Origin of the sequence: Rhodonellum psychrophilum GCM71 = DSM 17998 (assembly GCF_000381545.1) — a bacterium.
Classification (GTDB): domain Bacteria; phylum Bacteroidota; class Bacteroidia; order Cytophagales; family Cyclobacteriaceae; genus Rhodonellum; species Rhodonellum psychrophilum.
Genome location: NZ_KB906690.1, coordinates 28,931 through 51,550, shown reverse-complemented (window position 1 = coordinate 51,550; position 22,620 = coordinate 28,931). Strand labels below are relative to the sequence as shown.

The following is a 22,620-nucleotide window of genomic DNA, read 5'->3' as shown; positions in this document are numbered from 1 at the left end:
TGAATCCGTGTGATGCATTGCCAGCCCATTCTGACCTAAAAATGCTTAATACTCAGTCTTTATTTACTTTATCAATTCGGTGATATTCCTTATTCTCCCAATAGCCTGATTTACTTTCAGCTTCCACCCCCATTGGGAAATCCAATGCGTATTTGGGATTGTACTTCAGGATAGGGTACAATAAAAAATGACCCCAATGTGTTTGGGGTCATTTTTTATTTAATATTCATCCTCATTGAAAAAGAAATCGTCTTTGGTAGGATAATCTGGCCAAATCTCTTCTATATTCTCATATGGCTCACCATCATCTTCCAGTTCCTGAAGGTTTTCTACAACCTCCAAAGGAGCCCCGGAGCGGATCGCAAAATCTATCAATTCGTCCTTGGTAGCAGGCCAGGGTGCATCTTCTAGATAAGACGCAAGTTCTAATGTCCAATACATAGTGTCTTTATTTATTGTTTACCGGCTTTACGGGTTGCAAAAATAGAAATTGTTTTTAATTATCAATCTTTAACTGATTATTTGTTTGAAAGTTCCTTCAATATAAAATTTTTTACATCAACCTTTCTTTTATAAGCACTTAACTTTCTTTTCATCATGATTTCAAAATCGCTTTCCTGTGATTTGAAATTTTCCGCGTTCCCTTTGATGGTTTCCAGTTCGGTTTGGTCCCGATGAATGAGGTCTTTCAGGATGGTAGATTTGATCTGTTTTTGTTCAGCAATTGGCTTTTTGTCGAAGTCTGAATTTTTGGAGGTGGCCAATTTGTCCAAAAAGGCTTTTTCAAATACTACTTCGGTGGAGAAGATGAAGGAGCGCATGACCAGATTGGCTTCCTTGGGTTTGCTCGGCGGCAAATTCCTCCATTCCGCCTGAATTTTTTTTGCGGCAGCCTGTACCGATGGCGTTGCTTCCTGAAGGGATAATTTTTTCATCTCTTCGTTCATCGACTCCAGTTTTCGCATGAAGTCCCTGGGACTGAGCTGCGGCATGGACTGGATGGTCCTTTTGTACCTGCTGAAGATTCTGTTGTTTATTTTGGAAAACTCATCCCAAAGTGGCTGTCTTTTGTCAGCGGGAACCTTTCCGGATTCCTTCCATTGTTTTTGAATTTTCTTGCTGATCTCAAAGGCCCGCTTTGCATCCGCCATGTTAAAAGCATCTTGGGCTTGCGCCACAAGGGATTCGTAGACCTTTATGTTTTCCTCGGCTTGCAGAGCCAGTCCTTCGAAAAATTGTTTTCTGTTGTCAAAAAAGGAATCAATGATGTCATTAAATGTGGTTTCAAGATCCTCTTCGTATTCCTTTTCTACAGATCCTGTTTTGATCCAGCGGGTCTTGAGGCTTTTGAATTCCTCAGTGGTTTTCTTCCAGTCGGTATCGTCCTTGATTGCCTCAGCTTCCAAGATCAGTCCTTTTTTGATTTCGAGATTGCGCTCCCTGTTTTTTTTGATGATGTCCTCCAGGAAGGATTCGAGTTGGTTGAGGTCCTCGATCATGGGCACAAAGTCTCCCAGTGCGTCATATTGCAACAAGGATTCCTTCAGATGAATCAGTTTCATCAGGAAAGAGCCTTTGTTTTGATTTTCCTCGATGTCTTTTTTGAGATTGTCAACCTTACTCTTTATGGTTGAAAATCTTTCTTCGAAGTACTTGAGGGTAGAGGTTTCATCCTCTTTTACTTCCCCGATGACCCTATCGGGTTGGTTTAGAAATCCCTTCAAAAATACTTTGTTGTCCTTAATGTATCCGTACGGATGCTCCATTGCGATTTAATAGGTAGTGGCTGTTCTTTAGTTTTTTGCAAATTAATTAATTCAAAAGGATTAATCCTAAGAAAGGGGTTTTTTTGCCATCTTTGTTTTTGCAATTTTGTGAGTTGAAAAACAATAATTTATGAGCGCTGAGAAAATCATATTTTCAATGTCGGGGGTTTCAAAAATCTACCCTCCACAGAAGAAAGTTTTAAAAGACATTTATCTATCATTTTTTTATGGAGCCAAAATTGGTGTTTTGGGTCTAAACGGGTCTGGTAAAAGTTCCTTGCTGAAGATCATTGCAGGGATGGACAAGGAATTCCAAGGCGATGTGGTCTGGTCACCGGGCTATACCGTGGGCATGCTCGAGCAGGAGCCCAAGCTGGATCCCACCAAGACCGTCAAGGAGATTGTGGAGGAAGCCGTTTCGGCAACCATCGCTTTGCTCAAGGAGTTTGAGGAAATCAACGAGAAATTCATGGATCCTGCCTTGATGGATGATCCCGATGCCATGGACAAGCTTATCGACAAGCAAGGAGAAGTCCAAGCCAAGATCGATGCAGCCAATGCCTGGGAACTGGATCTTGTCTTGGAAAAGGCCATGGACGCCTTGCGTCTCCCGCCAAGCGATGCTCTTGTGGGCAATCTTTCGGGAGGAGAAAAAAGAAGGGTGGCCTTATGCAGACTTTTGCTGCAGGAACCTGATGTGTTGCTTCTGGATGAACCCACCAACCATCTTGATGCAGAATCCGTGCTTTGGCTGGAGCAGCATTTGCAACAATACAAAGGAACCGTGATCGCCGTGACCCACGACAGGTACTTTTTGGACAATGTGGCCGGTTGGATTTTGGAGTTGGACAGGGGCGAAGGGATTCCCTGGAAAGGAAATTACTCCTCTTGGTTGGACCAAAAGCAGCAACGCTTAAAGCAGGAAGAGAAAACGGAATCCAAGCGTCAGAAAACTTTGGAACGTGAACTCGAGTGGATTCGGATGACTCCGAAAGCCCGTCAAGCCAAAGGAAAGGCGAGATTGAGCGCTTATGACAAACTCGTCAGCGACGAAGGGAAAGAGAAAGAAGCCAAGTTGGAACTGTACATCCCGCCTGGACCAAGGTTGGGTTCCAAAGTGATCGAGGTCAACGGAGTTTCCAAAGCCTATGGAGACAAACTGCTGTTCGACAATCTTTCCTTCAATCTTCCCCAAGGTGGAATCGTCGGGATCATCGGGCCCAATGGAGCAGGTAAGTCAACCCTGTTTAAGTTGATCACCGGAAAAGAAAAAGCAGACGCAGGACATTTCGAAGTAGGAGAGACCGTCCAATTGGCCTATGTGGACCAGGAACATGACAATCTCGACCCCAACAAGTCGGTGTACGAGAGTATCTCCGGAGGCAACGAGATCATCAAACTGGGCAACAAGGAAATGAATTCCAGAGCCTATGTGAGCAAATTCAATTTCGGAGGAGCTGATCAGGAGAAAAAAGTAGGTAGCCTTTCCGGTGGCGAAAGAAACCGTGTGCACCTGGCCATGACGCTTAAGGAAGGTGGTAATTTACTCCTTCTGGATGAGCCAACCAATGATTTGGATGTGAACACGTTGAGAGCCCTTGAAGAGGCCCTTGAGAATTTCGGCGGCTGTGCAGTGGTGATTTCCCACGACAGATGGTTCTTGGATAGGATTTGTACACACATCCTCGCTTTTGAGGGAGATTCTCAGGTATATTGGTTTGAAGGAAACTTCTCCGATTACGAAGAAAACAAGAAAAAACGATTGGGTGACGTGACGCCAAAGCGGATTAAGTACAAAAAGCTGAAGTAACACTAGGTTCAAGTCTTCGGAATGGTTCAAGTCTTCAGACTTGGACCAAGTGTAATATTGCGATAATTCAAGTCTTCAGACTTTGACTTCCTTTTGAAATTTCAATTTGATGAACAAGAGAGTCTTACATATAGCCATAGCGATACATGCAGCCATCTTGGCGCCACACTACTTAGGTTATCCCTATCTGGGCAGCATCAAGGGAGCGATATGGGTATCTATGATTTTCATGCTTTTGGCTAATTTCCTCTTTTTAGTTTGGGAGTTTAAAAAGAAAGAGAAGGAAATGAAGTCGAAATGATTTTCATGAATTTCAATTCTCGGATTGGTTCAAGTCTTCAGAATGGTTCAAGTCTTCAGACTTGGACCATTTTTTATTAGATCCAACACTAAGCATGCCCCGGCAATTTTTCAAATAACAAATTGCTCGATTTAATGCGAAATATGCATTAGATAATCTTATGGGGATTAAGCCGCAAGAAAACCAGACTCTTTGAGGAATAAGGCAAATAAGCGACTTGGTAGAGTCAAAAAAATAAGCAAAGTCTGATTATCAAGAAATTTCAGGCTGAATAGGGAATGTATAGCACAGCTTTGGAATAAAAACTCAAAAGCATATGATTAAAACACGATCCTTTTAGTTTTAACCTTTTCTCCGACAAGCCTGGCCATACACACTTTTTGATTTGTCACAAACCAAAAGTAAAATATTGATTTTATTGTCCCAAAAAAAAGGATTTCTTATCGATCTGTTTCGTTCAAGTCTTCGGGCTTTGACCTAAGCCCTTTCCCGATATTCCAATCAAATCGTATCTTTTTTAAAGAATCAACAATCATTCCCTGCCTTTTTTGTTTATTTGCTTCATAATCCAAAACATCAGGTGTATGAGACAATTGCTATTGAGACCGGGAGCAGAAGAGTTGAATTATGAGATCAGGGGCATCGTAAAAAAAGCCCGGATGATCGAACAACTCGGCTATGAAATCACCTGGGAAAATATCGGCGATCCCATCCAAAAACACAATGTGGTGCCCGTTTGGATGAAGGAAATTGTTTCTGACCTTGTTGGCCAGGACAAATCCTACGGCTATGCAGATTCCAAGGGCGTCCTTGAAACCAGGCAATTTCTAGCGGGACTGAACAACCAAAAGCAAGGCGTTCAAATCTCCGCCGAAGATATTCTCTTCTTTAATGGCTTGGGTGATGCCATCGCCAAATTGTATCAATTCTTGATTCCGACGGCCAGGATCATAGGCCCTTCACCGGCTTACAGCACGCACAGCTCCGCCGAAGCCGCCCACGCCAATACTGCTCCGATCACTTATAAACTCGATCCGGATAACCAATGGCTTCCCGATATGGAGGATCTTTATAATAAGGTGAAATACAACCCCTCCATCGTTGGGATCCTGATCATCAATCCGGATAACCCGACTGGCATGGTATATCCCAAGGAGGTCTTGGAGGACTTCGTTAAAATTGCGCGTGAATTTCGTTTGCTGCTGATTGCGGATGAAATCTATCAAAACATCACTTATAATGGTATAAAAGCAGTTTCCCTTGCAGAAGTTGCGGGTGACTTGCCTTCTATTTCGCTGAAGGGTATTTCCAAGGAGTTTCCTTGGCCAGGTTCCCGATGTGGCTGGATGGAATTTTACAACAGAGGGGCTTCTTTGGAATTCAACAAGCTCTGTCAGACCTTGGAAAATGCCAAAATGATTGAGGTCTGCTCAACGATTCTGCCACAGCTTGCCATTCCCAGGATTATGACCCATCCGGATTATGCAGCTTACCGGCAGGATGCCAACGAGCGGATCGGCAGGCGAAGCCAAATCATGAAGGAGGTCCTGGGTGATATTCCCGGGATCAAGTTCAATCCCACACAAGGGGCGTTTTACAATACCATCGTATTCGATGAAAGCTTTTTAGATCCCAACCAATATTTGCCCATCACCGACTCAAAGGTGCAAGGGCTTTTGAGTGAGTGGTTGAAAGATACAGCCATGCCACTGGACAAGCGTTTTGTGTATTACCTTTTGGCTGCCACCAAGATTTGCGTGGTGCCGATCAGTTCTTTTTGTTCCGATTTGAGAGGATTTAGAGTGACCTTGCTTGAGGAGGATGAGGAAGTTTTTAGGGATACCTTCCATCAACTGTCCAAGGCCATCCAATTTTATCTGCAGTCGCACAAAAAGCAGATGGCCTAATTTTATTCTGTTGTTTTTGGGGGTGAAGCGCTCCACATGGACCTGACGAATGATCTTCGGGTTTCATTTTGAGGATCGGTTGAGGACAATCCTTCGTGCTCCCGGATTTCCAATTGTTCTTTTGGGTCGAAAGTCTCCTTCATGCCCTCGATGGGCGATTTCAGAAGGGAGTTCAAATCGGGTTGTCCGGCGTCAACCCAAGCGGTGTACCAAAAATCAGCAATCATCTTGATGGAGTTTTGCATTTGCCTTTCGATCTGTCCGTTGAGCATCTCGTTGTAAGCAATCGTGAAGGGCTTTGAATACACTCTGGTGTTGATTCCACCCCTCTCTTCGAAGCTGTATTTTTTGTCATCGGGAAATTTCTCGCTCAGGATTCTTTCAAAATTGAGAACGCTGTCCAGTGCGGCATGTGCGTTGATCACTGCTTGCCAAGCGGTGAGTTGGGGAGAGGGAAGATATTCGGCTTGTCCCACAAAAAAATCAAAATCATCGGAGAGCAGTTCCGGAACCCGGCTTTCCCAAAAGGCATGGATACCATTTTGGCCGGTTAGCTGTCCGTTGTAGTTCTTGGTGGTGTGAAGGGGTACATTGATGTCGGCGATATAATGGCCCAAGTCGGCGGCAAGCCGCAGGATTGCCTTGGTGTCTTTTTTCTTAAAAGCCTCCGTCAACTGTATTTTGACATGGTAAGCGTTCCAGGGGCCGATTCCATGTTGCCTCAATTCCTCTTTGGTGAAGGATTCGAGCGCCTGAGGCCAATATCTGGGCAGTTTGTACACGGCGCTGTCTCCATAATTATCGGCATCGATAAAATGTTTTTCGGCTTCACCCATGACAGCATACCGGCGTCTGTCCGGGTTGATGGCATTCTCGGTGATAAATTGAATATTGGCCTTGAAGAAGCCTATCATTTCTGGGGGAAGTGAAAAAATGGCGAGCCGATTGATCCTCCGATGAGCAAAAAATCCCCAAGCGCAAATGTCGGAGCCTGAAATGAAAAAAATCAGAAGCAAAGCTAAAAATCGATTCATATTTAAATTTAATGAAAAAAAGGATTTTAAAAAACTAAAATATAGTTATCTTTGTGGCACCCAAGGAGGGATGAGGTGAAAAAAATCTGTTGATTTTGAGACTTTATCTGGTTTAGTTTCGAAAACCGTTTGTGTTTAAGAATTAATCTGCTAAATTTGCACTCCGTTTAGGGCAAAGGAGATTGTAAAGACATTAAGTAAAATAAGATATGGCAAATCACAAATCGGCACTTAAAAGAATTCGTTCAAACGAAGCCAAGCGTTTGAGAAATAGATATCAGGCCAAAACTACAAGAACATTTATCAAAAGATTAAAGGCAACTACCGACAAGGTAGAGGCGCAAGATCTCTTGAACAAAGTGACTTCAATGATTGACAAATTGGCTAAGAAAAGCATTATTCACAAGAATAACGCAGCCAACAAAAAATCCAAATTGACCAAATTGGTCAATTCTTTGGCATAGTCTTTCGACAAAGTCAACTTAAAATGCATTTATTAAGCCTTAGTTTAAACTAAGGCTTTTTTTGTTGCCTATTATTTTCTATTTTTCACTCGCTTTTGGGAAAAGATCCTTTCAGCAAAGCACAGCAGAAAATCAGTGCAATGTTCAAATCCTTTGGCAATCGAAGGGAGGTTTTTAAGTTGATTTTTTATGGAGAAATACGAATCAATCAAAATTTCTGCTCTGGCAGAGGAGGATCGTCCAAGGGAAAAACTACTGCTCAAAGGGCGAGCTTCCCTTTCCGATGCCGAACTCGTCGCAATCCTGATCGGTTCAGGAACAAAATTTCTAAGCGCCGTTGATCTTGCCAAGCACATCCTCTCTTCGGTCAACAATGACTTGGGGGAGTTGGCAAAGTTGAGTGTGAAGGATTTGCAGCGGTTCAAGGGTATCGGCGAAGCCAAGGCGATTAGCATCGTTAGCGCCATGGAACTCGGGAGGAGAAGGAAAGTTTTTGAGCCCCAAAAGCGGATAAAAGTCACCTCCTCCTCGGATATTTATAATTACATGAAATCAGACTTGATGGATGAGACCACGGAGAGTTTTTATATTGTGTTGCTCAACCGCGCTAATTTCGTGATCCGGAAACAGCTCATCAGCAAAGGGGGTAGCAATTCAACACTTGCGGATCCAAAGATGATTTTCAAGCATGCGCTTGACCACATGGCAAGTTCCATGATCTTGGTCCATAACCATCCCTCGGGAAATCTAAGCCCCTCCGATGCCGACAGAAAACTGACCAATAAATTGGTGGAGGTTGGTAAAAATCTGGAGGTTTTGGTCCTCGATCATGTGATTTTCACAGATGTTGGCTATTTTAGCTTCGCAGATGAAGCATTGATTTGAATTTATGAAGAGCCAAAATATTTTCCTGATTATAGTAGTTTTCGTTGTCTCTGTTTCGGTTGTTTATATGCTGACCAATTCCGAAACTACGGAAGATTATATTGAAAAAATAGAAAAAGAAAGAGAGCGTCAATTTAAGTTTATCCGCTTCAACATCGATTCTCCCCTGACAGCGGAGCAGAAGCAAGGGTTTCAGGCGCTGAGTTTTTACCCCATAGATCCCGAGTTTCGAATCAAAGCCAAAATGGTACCCGTGGAGGATCGAAAAATGATCGAGGTACCACTCACGGACGGCTCAGTCGAAAAATACCTAAGGCATTCCTACGCCGAATTTGAGCTGAAGGGGAAACCCCACCGTTTGCTTCTTCTTCAGTCGGTAAAAGAGGTAGACATGAGAAATTTCTTTCTGGCCTTTGCCGATGCCACGAGTGGAGAAGAGACATATGGCGGAGGACGTTACATCAATCTTCGGCAGGATGGGAAAAACAGCATCACCATTGATTTCAATTTGGCATACAATCCCTACTGTGCCTATAATCCCGATTTTGCCTGTCCTTTGCCTCCGAAAGAGAATATTTTGGAAGTGGGTATTTTGGCCGGGGAAAAGGATTACAAAAAAGAGTAGGGAGGTTTAATGACCAAATCTGCACTTTCCACAAACCATTTGACTCCCAAATTTGAATGAGATGTTTGTGTTGGCGATTTATCCAAAGGGAAAACCAAAATTAACTCACCCAAACCTTCCTCCCTCCATCATTTCCATTAAATTTGTGCCTTATTCTGAAATAACCCAGCATTCATGAAAATCTCCATAAATAGACTCAAAGATTTTATTGCGATCGATCAAACCCCTGAAGAAATAGCGGCCTTGCTGACCGGTTCAGGCTTGGAAGTGGAGGGGATTTCGCTTTTTGAGTCTATTCCCGGAGGTTTGGAAGGAGTGGTCATCGGGGAGGTGTTGTCTTGCGAAAGACATCCCAATGCCGACAAGTTAAGTGTGACTACCGTGGATATTGGGACTGGAATTGTCCCGATTGTATGTGGAGCATCCAATGTTGCCAAGGGACAAAAAGTGGTCGTCGCCACGGAGGGGGCAACTTTATATCCAGTTTCGGGCGAACCTTTTGTAATCAAAAAAGCCAAAATCAGGGGGGAAGTTTCTCAGGGAATGATTTGTGCCGAGGATGAAATCGGTTTGGGCGAAAGCCACGAAGGCATCCTGGTGCTGGACACTCAATTGCCGAATGGCACGCCTGCATCCAAGTATTTCGATGTGGCTAGGGATCATGTATTGGAAATCGGTTTGACTCCCAATAGGGCTGATGCAGCCTCTCATTTGGGTGTTGCCAGGGACTTGAAGGCATTATTGAACAGCCCGATCTGTCTTCCTTCCGTGGATGGATTTAAAGTGGACAACCAAAATCTTTCCATATCCGTCGAGGTGGAGGACCCAAAAGACTGCCCAAGATATGCAGGATTGACGGTGTCAAACATAAAAGTTGGACCCTCTCCTGAATGGTTGCAAAACTATCTCAAGGCCCTGGACTTGGAACCGATCAACAATATCGTGGATATCACCAATTTCATCCTGCATGATCTTGGTCAACCGCTGCACGCTTTTGATGCAGACAAGATCAAAGGGAATAAAATTATCGTGAAGACACTCCCGAAAGACACTGTGTTCTTCACCCTTGACGATAAGGAAAGGAAACTTTCCGGTGCTGAACTGATGATTTGCGATGCGTCAGAGGGCTTGTGTATCGCAGGTGTTTTTGGGGGAAAAGGATCTGGGGTTTCTTCAAGCACCCAGAGTATTTTCTTGGAAAGTGCCTGTTTTTCACCGGATATTATCCGGAAAGGAGGGCAGTTTCATGGTCTAAAGACCGACGCCTCTTTTAGGTTTGAAAGAGGGACGGATCCCAATATGCCTGTTTATGCACTGAAAAGGGCCGCAATGCTCATTCAGGAATTGGCAGGAGGCGAGATATCTTCCGAGATTATCGATGTCTATCCCAATCCCGTGGAGGACTTCAAAATACCCGTTGCCTTCAAAAACATTGATCGTCTGATCGGAAAGCAAATTGCCAAGGAGGAAATCAAAGCGATCCTGCATGGATTGGAAATAGAGGTAAGTGCTGAAACCGAAATTGGTTTTTTGGCAACGGTAAAACCCTATCGGGTGGATGTGACCCGCGAGGCGGATGTCATTGAAGAAATCCTGAGAATCTATGGCTTTGAAAATGTAGCCTTGTCAGAAAACCTGAAATCAGACTTCCTTGCCGAACATCCCGGCAAAGACCTCAACAAGCTTCAGTACCGACTCAGTGAAGCTTTGGCGGCATTAGGGTTTTATGAAATCATCACCAATTCCCTCACAAAACCTGCTTATGTGGAAAAATCAGGTTTTTTGGAAACTTCCGAAAACGTGAACATCCTGAATCAACTCAGCGAGGATTTGAGCGTCATGCGTCAATCCCTTTTGTTCTCGGGATTGGAAGTGTTGGCCCACAATATCAATCGGCGGCAGAAGGATTTGAAAGTCTTTGAATTTGGCACCGTCTATTTCAAGGAGCAAGTTGGGTATAGGGAAGAAAAAAGACTTGGTCTTTTCATGACTGGAGACAAGGCTTCTGAAAGTTGGCTGGCACCTTCGCGAGCGGTTGGGTTTTCCGATTTGCATGCGGTGGCGGAGTTGATTTTGGAGAAGCTGAACATCGAGGGTTATGGAATGGAGATTCTCCACGATGCGCCATTTGAATATGCCTTGAAACTGACCTTGGGAGAAAAGGAACTTGGGAAAGTGGGCATGCTTCGCCAGGAAGCCTGCAAACTAGCTGGGGTGAAACAAGAAGTTCTTTTTGCCGAACTGAACTGGGATTTACTCGGTAAGAAAGCAAAAGGCTTGAAGAAGTTTCAGGAAATCTCCAAATTTCCTGAGGTACGAAGGGATTTATCTTTGGTAATCGATAAAAATGTTACATTTGACAACATTAAAAAGATTGCTTTAAAAGCCGGCGGGAAACTGTTGCAAAGAATCAACGTATTTGACTTATATCAAGGGGATAAAATAGGTGCAGATAAAAAAGCCTATGCATTGAGTTTTTATCTTCAAGATTCAGAAAACACGCTGATCGACAAAGTGATTGACAAAACAATGGATCGGCTGATCCAAAATTTCGAAACCGAGGCAGGGGCATTCATCCGAAAATAACAAAATGATTCACGAAGAACTTCAACGACTGGAAAGGCTTGCAAGTCAAGTCGGTAAAAAGCTTCAACAGATAGAACTGGAAAACATTTCGCTAAAGGAGGATTTGGCAAAGGCTGTAAAAGCGGTTGCGGAAAAGGATCAGGTATTGGAGGATTTTAAAAATCAAATTAAAATTACTAAACTTGTAAACAGCATACCGGTGGAAAACATTGAGTCTGCCGAATTAAGAGAAAAAATTAATAATTATATAAAAGAAATCGATAATATAATTGCCTATTTGTCTGAATGATATGGAAGCACTTTCAGTAAAAATAAAGATCGGAGACCGCGAATACCCTATGAAGGTAAAAGTGGAGGATGAAGCAAAAATCAGACATGCAGGTAAATTGATTAATGATAAAATAAAAAGATATAGAGACGAATTTGGTTTGGATGATCGTCAGGATTTGTTGGCTATGGTGGCTTTTGACAGCATGGTCGAATCCATGGAGCAAAACAAAATCAACACTGATGACAGTGAATTGGTGGAATCCAGTATTGTCCGAGTCAATGCCCAATTGAAATCCCTGTTATAATTATTGAAATTCGATCTGATTTGGGACTTTTTGGTGTCCGGTAGGTATATATAAACGCTAAATAACCTATGGGAATATCATTATACATTATCGTCGCAGGCCTTTTGGGGTTGGCGATAGGGGCCTTGGTGGTCGGCTTTTTTCTGAAAAACAACAACAAAAAACTGGAAGAAGAAGCCCGGGAAAAGTCCAAAATACTCATCAAAGAAGCGGAATTGACCGCTGAATCCATCAAAAAAACGAAGATTCTTGAGGCAAAGGAAAATTACCTGAAACTCAAATCAGAATTTGAGGAGGATGTCAACAAGAAGAAAGGAATCCTCCTGACCAATGAAAATAAGCTGAAGCAAAAAGAGCAGTTTTTGTCAAAGGAACTTGAGCAGATCAAGCGAAAAGAGGCCGAGCTTGACAGCAAAAAAGAAGTCCTATCCGCACAGCTCCATTCTGTGCAGGTGAAAAAAGAAGAGCTGGAAAAAGTAACCAGTCAAAGGATTTCCGACTTGGAGAAAATTGCCAACCTTTCCAAAGAAGACGCAAGGGAACAACTTGTGGAAATGCTCAAGGATGAAGCGCAGACCAAAGCTTCCTCCCATATCAAGGATATTCTTGATCAAGCCAAATTGACGGCAACCAAGCAAGCCAAAAAGATTGTTTTGGATACAATCCAAAGGACAGCGACGGAACATGCCATCGAGAATTGTGTTTCTGTTTTCAACATCGAGAGTGATGATGTCAAAGGAAAAATTATTGGTAGGGAAGGAAGGAATATCCGAGCACTGGAAGCGGCCACTGGCGTGGAAATCGTCGTGGACGACACCCCTGAAGCCATCATTATCTCGGGCTTTGATCCGGTAAGAAGAGAGATTGCAAGGCTTTCTCTACACCGCTTGGTCCAGGACGGAAGAATTCATCCCGCCAGAATCGAGGAGGTAGTCGCCAAAACTGAGAAAAACATAGAAGAGGAAATCATCGAAATCGGTGAAAGAACCTGTATCGAATTGGGAATTCACGGATTGCACCCAGAATTGATCAGAATGGTCGGGAGATTAAGATTCAGATCCTCTTACGGTCAAAATTTGTTGCAACATTCCAAGGAAGTTGCCAAGCTTTGTGCTACAATGGCTGCCGAAATGGGCTTGAACGCCAAACTTGCCAAAAGAGCGGGATTGCTTCATGATATCGGAAAGGTTTATCCAGAAGAAGCTGAACTTCCCCATGCTATCCTTGGGATGGAGCTAGCCAAAAAATATAAGGAAAACCCAGAAGTCTGCAATGCCATTGGAGCCCATCACGATGAGATCGAGATGACTTCCATGATCTCTCCTATCGTACAGGCTTCAGATGCGATATCTGGCTCCAGACCAGGTGCAAGGAGGGAAATCATGGACAGCTATATCAAAAGACTCAAAGACCTCGAAGAACTTGCGCTGGGATTTGAAGGAGTCAACAAGTGTTTTGCCATGCAGGCAGGACGTGAGTTGAGGGTAATGGTCGATGCAGACAATGTGGATGATCAAACCGCCAGTCAACTTTCCTTTGACCTTTCCCAAAAGATAGAAAAGGAAATGCAGTATCCAGGTCAGATCAAAATCACGGTTATCCGTGAAATGAGAGCTGTGAACTATGCGAAGTAATTAAACCCGTTTAATGCATTACGAACACAATTCAATATTATATTTAATTGATGTTCAATTATCTCTTGATTGCTTTTGAATTCACACTATTGGTGTCAGGAATTAGTTTTCCAATAGTCTGATTTTCTTTCAGTTAAGATCTCATTTGGAAACGTAATGCATATTCTGGGTAAATGATCCCATTGGTCATTTTTAAAAGGTGTAGGAGAAATTCTACACCTTTTTTAGTTTAATTTCTTTTTCTACTTTTATCCAAAACTTAAAAATCAACAATTCCCTAACCCAACTTCTGGATGTTTTTATTTACACATTTATTCATTGGCATCGGGGAGCTTTTTTATGGTTCCTACAAAGATTTACGGATTCGTTTGGCCAAGAAAACGTTGTCTGGCCAAGACAAAGCCCTCCTGTCCAATTTGTTTCCCTATTATGCGAAACTGAACCCAAAACATAAACAGGAATTCATCGAAAAAATGGAATGGTTCATTGCTGAAAAGGCTTTTGTCCCAAGGGGTGATTTGACGAAGATCACCCAAGAAATGAAACTTCTGATTTCAGCCACTGCGGTAATGGTGACTTTCGGGTTTCGAGGAGTGACTTTAAAGCATTTTAGGAAGATATTGATCTATCCGGACGCTTATTATTCAACGGTCAATCAGCAATACCACAAAGGTGAGGTCAATCCTAAACTTGGAATCATTGTATTGTCTTGGGAAAATTTCGTGAAAGGATTTATCGATCAGCAGGATGGGGTGAACTTGGGGATCCACGAAATGGCCCATGCCATGAAGCTTGAAAATCAGATTCATTACAACAACGAAAGCAATTTTTTCAACCCGACACTTTGGGTAAGATATTCGGAAATCGCTGCCGTAGAAATGAGGAAAATCCTGAAAAGAGAAAAGTCAATGTTTCGGTCAGCTGCAGCAAATAATGAGCACGAATTTTTTGCTGTGGCTTTGGAGGTTTTCTTTGAAAAATCAGCGGAGCTCAAGATTTACAATGAATCTCTTTATCAATCCTTGGTTTATTTACTTAAACAAGACCCGATAGTCCTGTCCAGAGTCAATTAAAATTATTTGTTTACAAGCGGTATTGTCATTTTTTTGGATTTTAGTGATTTTTGAAGCCAAAACAATTCACTTATGAAATTAATCAAAAACGCTCTGGCATTCGCTTTTTCAGTCCTACTATTCCTTCAGGTTTCTGCACAGGATATCAAAGTGGTCTACAAGACAGAGGTAGAAAAATTGGCAAAGAATAAAGAGGTTCAAGATGCCTTTGCTTATATTCTTGATATAGACGGTCAAACGATATCGGACATGATTACCTTGACAGAGATTCCCGCGCCGTCCTTTGAGGAAGCTGCAAAGGGTCTGGTATTCGCAGAGATGCTTCGAAAAGCTGGTGCGGATTCGGTTTGGATAGATGAAGCAGGCAATGTCATTGCTTTGAGAAAAGGGAAAAAATCTACCAAAACCATTGTAATCGATGCACACTTGGATACTGTATTTCCCATTGAGACCGATGTGACTGTAAAACAAAAAGGTGATACTTTGTATGCCCCGGGAATAGCGGATGCAAATCGATCCTTGGCCATGGTTGTGGCTTTGGTAAAAACTTTAGAGCAAAAGAAAATCAGAACAGATCACGATTTATGGTTTGTGGGCTCGGTTGGTGAGGAAGGCCTTGGTGATTTAAAAGGAATGAAGCACTTGTTTCGAGAAGGTGGAAACAAGATCGATGCATTTATCGCGATTGATGGGGGTGATATTGAAGGTATTGTCAATGGTGGAATAGGCTCTCTCCGTTATAGAGTGACATTCAAAGGTTCAGGTGGGCATTCCTATGGGGCTTTTGGAATAGGAAACCCACACAATGCTTTGGCAAATACGATAGCGGGTTTTGTCCCTAAAGCCGATAGTTTCTCCAAGGAAGGAATCCGGACCACGTATAGTGTGTCTGTTCTCGGTGGTGGCACCTCGGTAAATTCCATACCTTATGAATCGTGGATGCTGGTGGACATGCGTTCCGAAAGCCAGGAAAGGCTTCAGGGGATCAATAAATTGTTTTTGGAGTCCATTGAAGAGGGATTGCAAAAAGAAAATTTAATTGTCAAAAGAGGAGAACCTTTGACTGTAGAAATCGAAAATGTTGGAGACAGACCAAGTGGTTTGCTTGATGCTGATCATCCCTTGATTCAGCAATCGATGGCAGTTGCAAATTATCTTACGGGTAAGCAGCCCAGATTAAGTTCGAGTTCCACCAATAGCAACGTGCCCTTTTCCTTGGGAATTCCGGCAGTGACAATAGGAAGAGGAGGGCAAGCAGGTGGCGGACATAGCCTAGACGAATGGTTTCTGAACAAGGACGGACATCTCGGACTTCAGCATGCTTTGTTGCTGATCTTGTCGCAAGGAGGGATGTAAAATAGAGGGGGATTTATCCAGAAATCTTGAAGTGTCCCGGAAGAGGAGAATTTAACACGAAACATGCACTAGGTTTCCCATTGGGTGTTGATACCGCAAGAAAATCAGGCTATTGGGAGAATAAGGCATAGCGCCGATTCGGTAAAGTCACAAACAGTTTAAAATTGACTGATTATTAAGCAGTTTCATGTTGGAACAGAATTGGTCTTAAAAAAGGTTTAAATCAAAACGGCTCAGAATCGAAAGATCTGAGCCGTTTTTTTTCCTTATCAAGTTTTTCCGCAAAAGTGGAAATTAATGCAGAATGAAACAAAGTGGGGTTTCTTACCGCTCCACTTCCTTCAGGTTCTCCAGTTTTTTGTTTCTAAGGAATCCATTGATGTCCTCAAAATGTTCCTTCACCCTTTTATTCCCAAACTCAAAAACCTTTGTCACCAAACCGTCCAAAAAGTCCCTGTCGTGGGAAACGATGATCAATGTACCGTCAAAAGCTTTCAAGGCATCTTTGATGATGTCCTTGGTCTTCATGTCGAGGTGATTGGTAGGTTCATCGAGAATCAAGAGATTGACGGGTTCCAGAAGAAGTTTGATCATGGCCAATCTTGTTTTTTCCCCACCAGAGAGTACTTTGACCTTTTTCATGGAATCTTCCCCGCCAAACATAAATGCGCCAAGCATATCCTTGATTTTTTTACGTATTTCGCCCACAGCGATTCCGTCTACGGTGTCGAAAACCGTCTGGCTTTCATCGAGCAGTGAGGCTTGGTTTTGGGCGAAATACCCGATCATGGTATTGTGGGCCAATTCACATTTGCCTTCAAAATCTATTTCAGCCATGATGGCTTTGATCATGGTGGATTTTCCTTCTCCGTTTTTCCCCACAAAAGCGACTTTTTCGCCTCTTTCGATGGTCATCGTGGCATTTTTGAAAACCACATGGTCCCCGTAGGATTTGGATAAATCCTCTGCCAACACGGGATATTTGCCCGATTTGGGTGATGGGGGAAAGCGCAATTTCAATGCGGAGCTGTCCACTTCATCGATTTCCACGATGTCCAGTTTCTCCAGCATTTTCACACGGGATTGTACTTGTAGGGTTTTGGAATAAGTACCCTTGAAGCGATCGATGAACTGCTGTACGTCCGCCATCATCTTCTGTTGTTCGTCAAAGGCTTTTTGCTGGTGCTCCCTTCGCTCCCTGCGGAGTTCCAGGTAATGGCTGTATTTTGCTTTGTAATCGTATATTCTGCCCATCGTCACTTCGATGGTCCTGGTGGTGATCTTGTCCACAAATGCCCTGTCGTGGGAAATCACCACTACGGCTTTTGCCTTTTGGGTCAAAAATTCCTCCAGCCATTGGATGGACTCAATGTCCAAATGGTTGGTAGGCTCATCCAGCAAGACCAAATCGGGTTTTTGCAGAAGGATCTTGGCCAGTTCCAGCCGCATTCTCCATCCCCCCGAAAACTCGGAAGTCTGTCTCTTGAAATCTTCTCTGACAAATCCCAGTCCCAACAAAACCTTCTCAATTTCGGCTTCATAGTTGATTTCTTCGATTGCATAAAAACTCTCGCTGAGTTCGGACACCTTCTCGATAATTTTGTAGTATTCATCGGATTCATAATCCGTCCGGACCGTCAATTCTTCATTCAATGCTTCGATTTCGGTTTTCATGCTCAGGTAGGAGGCAAAAGCCTTGGCCGTCTCTTCAAATACCGAACAGTCATCCGAAGTCAAAAGATGCTGGGGCAAATAGGCAATGATCGCATCCTTGGGGGCGGAAATGCCTCCGGAACTTGGTTTTGCTGCGCCTGCGATGATTTTGAGCATGGTGGATTTACCTGCGCCATTTTTGCCCATCAGGGCGATTTTGTCATTTTCATTGATGGCGAAGGATACGTTACTGAAAAGCGGCGTACCTCCATGTATTACGGTAAGGGCATCTACTGAAATCATAAATTGGGATTTTGAAGCGGCAAAGATAGTGTAATTTTAAATTACCCGGAAAGAATCAAGAGTGGTTCAGGCTCGAATTAAGCCTGGCTGGAATATCTCACCAATAGGCTGAAAAAAAACCGCTGAAGAAAATTTTTCCTTCAGCGGTTTTCATTTCCATTAAATGAATATGGATTATGCTTCGATTCCCATGGCTTTCGCCATTACGGATCCGATCTCGGCAGGAGATTCGGCCACAAGGATACCGTTTGCTTTCAAAATTCTGATTTTGGCATCGGCCGTATCATCCGCACCACCGATAATAGCACCTGCATGGCCCATCCTTCTTCCGGCTGGAGCAGTCTTGCCTGCGATGAAGCCCACAACTGGCTTTCTGTTTCCGTTTTCACGCACCCAGATGGCTGCTTCGGCTTCATAGTTTCCACCGATTTCGCCGATCATTACGATTGCATCTGTTTCAGGATCGTTCATCAGCATTTCCACGGCTTCCTTTGTAGAGGTTCCGATGATCGGATCTCCACCGATTCCGATGGCTGTTGAGATTCCCAATCCAGCCTTTGTTACTTGGTCAGCGGCTTCGTAAGTAAGTGTTCCGGATTTAGAGACAATACCGATTCTTCCTGGCTTGAAAACGAAACCAGGCATGATTCCAACTTTTGCTTCACCAGGTGTGATTACACCAGGGCAGTTTGGGCCGATAAGGATGGTCCCTCTTTCCTTGATGTAAGGTTTTGCTTTCATCATGTCCGCAACAGGAATTCCTTCGGTGATTGCAATCACAACCTTGATGCCTGCGTCAGCAGCTTCCATGATGGCATCTGCTGCAAAAGCTGGTGGAACAAAAATGATGGAGGTATCCGCTCCAGTCTTTTGAACAGCTTCTTCGACAGAGTTGAAAACAGGTTTTTCAAGATGTGTAGAACCGCCTTTGCCTGGAGTTACTCCTCCTACAACGTTCGTTCCATATTCTATCATTTGCTGTGCATGGAAGGAACCTTCCGAGCCTGTAAACCCTTGCACGATCACTTTCGAATTCTTATTGACTAAAACACTCATTCTGCGATTTTTATAGTTTGCTACAAAATTAAAAGAATAAGCCCTTACTCAAAAAGAAATGGCAAACAATATCGATTTAATTTACACTAACCATATCTTTTTCTAAATTAGAGGGTGCATTGGTCGGTCTATGAAGAAAAACCTACTCTTTTTTTTATGCCTTATTTGCCTCCATCAGGCATTTTCGCAATCCTATCAGTTCAATCGACAGATTAGAGGGGTAGAATTGCCATCCAATAATATTTCCGGGATTTTGCAGGACGATATGGGTTTGATGTGGTTCACTACTGCATCAGGAATTTTTTATTCCGATGGATTCAATACTTACCCCCTGCCGGACACCATTCAAAGCCAGCTTTCCGCAAAAAGTAATTTTTTCAAAGATGAGAACGGTTTCATTTGGGTATACAGCACATTTGGGGCTCCCAAGGCATTTTATTTTAGCCAAAACCAATGGTTTGAATTCTTTTTCCCAAAATCGTTTGATGAAAAAAAGCTCAACAGAATTAAGTTTGCTGTAGGGGGGGAGGGAGCCGAAAAGGTGTTTTTTCTCGTTTCTGATGGGGAAACTTCCTTTACCGATATTCATTCAAAAAACTGGGTCACAATAAAAAATAATCTAAGCCGGGACGGTTCCTTTGTTGGCCTTTTCAATGATAAGGGAAGCATTTACCTTTTCTTTGAAAAAGCCATCTTTCGATTTTCGGATAACGCCCTCCTACCATTTGAATTCGAAGGAATAAAGCTCCCCGCTCCAGTTGTTTCTGTCAGGAGTGATGAAGAGACTGGCGGATACTTTTTTTTGGGTGAAAATTATTTGGCGTATGGAAAAAGCTTTTCAATTCCCGAGAAAATCGTCCATCAGAATTTTTCAAAGGATATCTACAGTCCAATCGACCATTTCTACCTACAAGTGGACCAAGGGAAGGTTTTTTATTTTTATAATTCCCATTTATATAAATATGATCCAAATCAAGGGTCTGCATTTGAAATAAATTCTGGTGATACCACAAAATCATTTTATATAACCACAGCTTATGTGGGAAGGGAGGGTGTTATTTGGATTGGTTCTCTTCGAGGACTGTTGAATATAAACTCCTTGAAGATTTTGAATTATAACTCTGGGGTTTTGCTGGACGATGAAGTAACGGCTATTATAAAAATCGGGCCTGCCGAGTATCTTCTTGGGTTTAACAATGGTTTGGAGATTTGGGAAAATGGTAAGAAAAAAGTCCTTCAGGAGGATAAATCATTGGTTGGCCAACCTCGGAATAGGATAACCAATTTTTCCATGGACAAAAATGGAATTGTGTGGTTTTCCTCCAATCTCGCAGGTATAGGAAGATTTGACCCGAAAAATTTAAAACTTGACTATACATCCAGTCCGTTGAACGAGAATATTAATTCGATAAAAGCGATTGGCGACAGTCTTTTTTTTGTGAGTTGGGGAAAAATATACCTTTCCTCTATCCATCATTCCGGACCAAAGCATTTTGAGCATGAGATTAATAACCAGTTTTTGGGAAAGTTGAATCAGGATTTCTTTTTTTTTAGAAAAATAGACGTTCTCAGTGACGGAAGGTTGATTTTTGTCCAAGCAGGCGATACAAGAGCGCAGGATTTGGTGGTTGAAACGGATTCATTCATCAACGTTATCGGGTACAATTACTTGGAATCGGGAGACACACTCTTGCTGGGCACTGAGCTGGGCTTGATGTATCACCATAAGGGGAAGGTCGATTTTATGTCTTGGAATGGTGTGGTGATAAACAGGCCTGTTTATGCGCTGCTAAAAGATGCAAACAGCAATCTTTGGGTTGGGACGGATCAGGGGATTTTCATGGTCAATAACGGAATAGTCAGGCAATTTGAGGAATCCAATGGCTTGGCGGGTTCGGAAATCAACCGCGGGGCCTTGGTGGAAGGAGAAGACGGGAAAATCTTGATCGGGACGCAAAATGGACTTTCAGTTTATGACCCCAAAGAAGATGAAACAAAACCCCATTCGCCGATTGTGGATATTTTGAGTGTGGAGATCCTAGATCCAAATTTCAAAAAAACGGATTTGAATAAAATTCCTTACAACACCAATTCTGTGGAGATCAAATACAGAGCCGTTAGCTTTCTCCAGCTTTCACATTTGGAGATAAAGTACATGTTGGAAGGCTATCAAGATGATTGGGTCACATTGGAGAACCCAAGGTCCAATTTATTGGTATTCAATAATTTGCCGCCAGGGGAATACAGGTTGATGTTGCAGGCGGGAATCGGTGGTCATGGGTATTCGGAGATCATCACTTCTCCCACCTTCCTGATTTTAAAGCCCTTTTATTTGCAAAATTGGTTCGTGGGATTGATCCTCCTGTTTTTTTTGGGGATCGGTTTTCTGTTGAACAGGTTTTTGGACCAATTGCGAAAACAAGGGATTTTGAAAAAGACGATTGATCAAAAAACAATGGAAGCATTAATCACAGAAGATCATTTCAAAAATGTTTGGAACAGTTCCAAAGATGGACTGATGCTTACTTTGACAGGTGGTAAAATCCTTACGGTCAACCCTAGTTTTTCCAAATTGGTAGGCTTGTCTGAAAAGGAGCTTGAATCTTTAAGTCTCCCTGAACTCTTTAGTGATCCTGACTTTTATCTCACCCAAAAACCCGCATTTCTCAATCAAATAATTGCCTCAGAAGGGAAAGGTTTTGCGTTAGAGATGACAATGCCCTTCAAAAACGGGCCAAAGGAAGTGGAACTTTATGCCACGATTCTTAAGTCCGATTTAGAAGGAAACTCTGTTTTTCTTTGGGTCATCAGGGATATAGGAGAGAAAAAAAGCTATGAAAGAGGCTTGAAGGTTGCTAAAGAAAAGGCCGAAGAAGCCAGTGAGTTGAAATCCAATTTCCTTTCCAACATGAGCCATGAGATCCGGACCCCTTTGAATGGGATTTTGGGAACCACCGAAAATATCATGCAGGACCGTCGGGGGGATCAAGCTTTGATTTCTCAGCTCGAAATCATCCTTGAATCCGGAGAAAGATTGCTGAATACGATCAACGGTATTTTAGATTTATCCAAAATCGAAGCCAAAAAAATGCAGATTGTATACAAGCAAACCAATATTAATGATTTTCTAGGAAAAATTCTTTTACCTTTAAAATCCCTTGCGATCAAAAAAGGTTTGCTGCTGTCAGCAAAGTTCGAGGCCAAATCATTGATAGGGATGATTGACCGAAGGTACTTCGAAATGATTGTCAACAACCTTGTAGGAAATGCCATCAAATATTCCAAAAATGGTTTAATCACCGTAAAACTAAAGGAATTGGACCAGCAGATTTGCCTAGAAGTCAGGGATAATGGGATTGGGATGAGCGAAGAATTCATGTCAAAGTTGTTCAATCCATTTGAGCAGGAAAGCCAAGGATACGGAAGGACTTTTGAAGGTTCTGGTTTAGGATTGACCATTACAAAAAACCTGGTGGAATTACTTGGCGGCACCATCCACATAGAAAGTGCCCAATCCAAAGGGACAACCGTCAAGGTGTTTTTGCCTTTTAAAAAAACCGATAACATAATTAAATGAAAATTACCCAGCTTT

General features: G+C 42.7%; 17 protein-coding genes. 12 read left to right on the top strand and 5 right to left on the bottom strand.

Annotated elements, in window-relative coordinates:
• Positions 1-219: 219 nt before the first annotated feature.
• Positions 220-441: a DUF2795 domain-containing protein gene (locus tag F824_RS0120590; protein WP_010855875.1), complete on the bottom strand. Its 222-nt coding sequence runs from the start codon at positions 439-441 to the stop codon at positions 220-222.
• 77 nt (positions 442-518) lie between these two features.
• A complete protein-coding gene (locus tag F824_RS0120585; protein ID WP_019599833.1) occupies positions 519-1,766 on the bottom strand; it encodes a DUF349 domain-containing protein in 1,248 nt (415 codons plus the stop codon).
• 130 nt (positions 1,767-1,896) lie between these two features.
• Here F824_RS0120585 and ettA point away from each other — a divergent pair, with 130 nt between their 5' ends.
• Together ettA and F824_RS0120570 are read left to right on the top strand one after the other, a co-directional pair.
• A complete protein-coding gene (gene ettA / locus F824_RS0120580; RefSeq protein ID WP_019599832.1) occupies positions 1,897-3,576 on the top strand; it encodes an energy-dependent translational throttle protein EttA in 1,680 nt (559 codons plus the stop codon).
• 885 nt (positions 3,577-4,461) lie between these two features.
• Positions 4,462-5,784, top strand: a complete 1,323-nt coding sequence (locus F824_RS0120570) for a pyridoxal phosphate-dependent aminotransferase (RefSeq protein WP_019599830.1) — start codon at positions 4,462-4,464, stop codon at positions 5,782-5,784.
• A 2-nt stretch (positions 5,785-5,786) separates the two neighbouring features.
• Here the strand turns inward: F824_RS0120570 and F824_RS0120565 are convergent, their stop codons facing one another.
• Complete coding sequence (locus F824_RS0120565; protein ID WP_019599829.1) at positions 5,787-6,818, bottom strand: zinc dependent phospholipase C family protein; 1,032 nt, start codon at positions 6,816-6,818, stop codon at positions 5,787-5,789.
• A gap of 209 nt (positions 6,819-7,027) precedes the next feature.
• Here F824_RS0120565 and rpsT point away from each other — a divergent pair, with 209 nt between their 5' ends.
• The 9 genes from rpsT to F824_RS0120515 all read left to right on the top strand — a co-directional run bounded on the left by rpsT (position 7,028) and on the right by F824_RS0120515 (position 16,016).
• Positions 7,028-7,282 (top strand): 30S ribosomal protein S20, encoded by a 255-nt coding sequence (gene rpsT, locus F824_RS0120560; protein ID WP_019599828.1) that lies wholly within the window; start codon positions 7,028-7,030, stop codon positions 7,280-7,282.
• Positions 7,283-7,471: 189 nt separating this feature from the next.
• Positions 7,472-8,167: a RadC family protein gene (gene radC, locus F824_RS0120555; protein ID WP_019599827.1), complete on the top strand. Its 696-nt coding sequence runs from the start codon at positions 7,472-7,474 to the stop codon at positions 8,165-8,167.
• A gap of 4 nt (positions 8,168-8,171) precedes the next feature.
• Positions 8,172-8,792, top strand: coding sequence for a DUF1684 domain-containing protein (locus F824_RS0120550; protein ID WP_019599826.1), 621 nt, complete (start codon positions 8,172-8,174; stop codon positions 8,790-8,792).
• 174 nt (positions 8,793-8,966) lie between these two features.
• Complete coding sequence (gene pheT / locus F824_RS0120540) at positions 8,967-11,378, top strand: phenylalanine--tRNA ligase subunit beta (protein ID WP_019599824.1); 2,412 nt, start codon at positions 8,967-8,969, stop codon at positions 11,376-11,378.
• Positions 11,379-11,382: 4 nt separating this feature from the next.
• Entirely contained in the window at positions 11,383-11,667 is a 285-nt protein-coding gene (locus F824_RS0120535; protein ID WP_019599823.1) for a hypothetical protein, read from the top strand.
• Between the two features lies 1 nt (position 11,668).
• Entirely contained in the window at positions 11,669-11,953 is a 285-nt protein-coding gene (locus F824_RS0120530; protein WP_019599822.1) for a cell division protein ZapA, read from the top strand.
• A gap of 68 nt (positions 11,954-12,021) precedes the next feature.
• Positions 12,022-13,587: a ribonuclease Y gene (gene rny / locus F824_RS0120525; RefSeq protein WP_019599821.1), complete on the top strand. Its 1,566-nt coding sequence runs from the start codon at positions 12,022-12,024 to the stop codon at positions 13,585-13,587.
• Positions 13,588-13,880: 293 nt separating this feature from the next.
• A complete protein-coding gene (locus F824_RS0120520; RefSeq protein WP_019599820.1) occupies positions 13,881-14,660 on the top strand; it encodes a zinc-dependent peptidase in 780 nt (259 codons plus the stop codon).
• Positions 14,661-14,732: 72 nt separating this feature from the next.
• Entirely contained in the window at positions 14,733-16,016 is a 1,284-nt protein-coding gene (locus F824_RS0120515) for a M20/M25/M40 family metallo-hydrolase (protein ID WP_019599819.1), read from the top strand.
• Between the two features lie 324 nt (positions 16,017-16,340).
• Here F824_RS0120515 and F824_RS0120510 read toward each other — a convergent pair whose 3' ends face one another.
• Both F824_RS0120510 and sucD read right to left on the bottom strand, forming a co-directional pair.
• Positions 16,341-17,972, bottom strand: a complete 1,632-nt coding sequence (locus tag F824_RS0120510) for an ABC-F family ATP-binding cassette domain-containing protein (protein WP_019599818.1) — start codon at positions 17,970-17,972, stop codon at positions 16,341-16,343.
• A gap of 174 nt (positions 17,973-18,146) precedes the next feature.
• Complete coding sequence (gene sucD / locus F824_RS0120505; RefSeq protein ID WP_019599817.1) at positions 18,147-19,028, bottom strand: succinate--CoA ligase subunit alpha; 882 nt, start codon at positions 19,026-19,028, stop codon at positions 18,147-18,149.
• A gap of 130 nt (positions 19,029-19,158) precedes the next feature.
• On the opposite strand from sucD, the gene F824_RS0120500 reads away from it, so the two are divergent.
• Positions 19,159-22,605, top strand: a complete 3,447-nt coding sequence (locus F824_RS0120500; protein WP_019599816.1) for a sensor histidine kinase — start codon at positions 19,159-19,161, stop codon at positions 22,603-22,605.
• Positions 22,606-22,620: the final 15 nt, after the last annotated feature.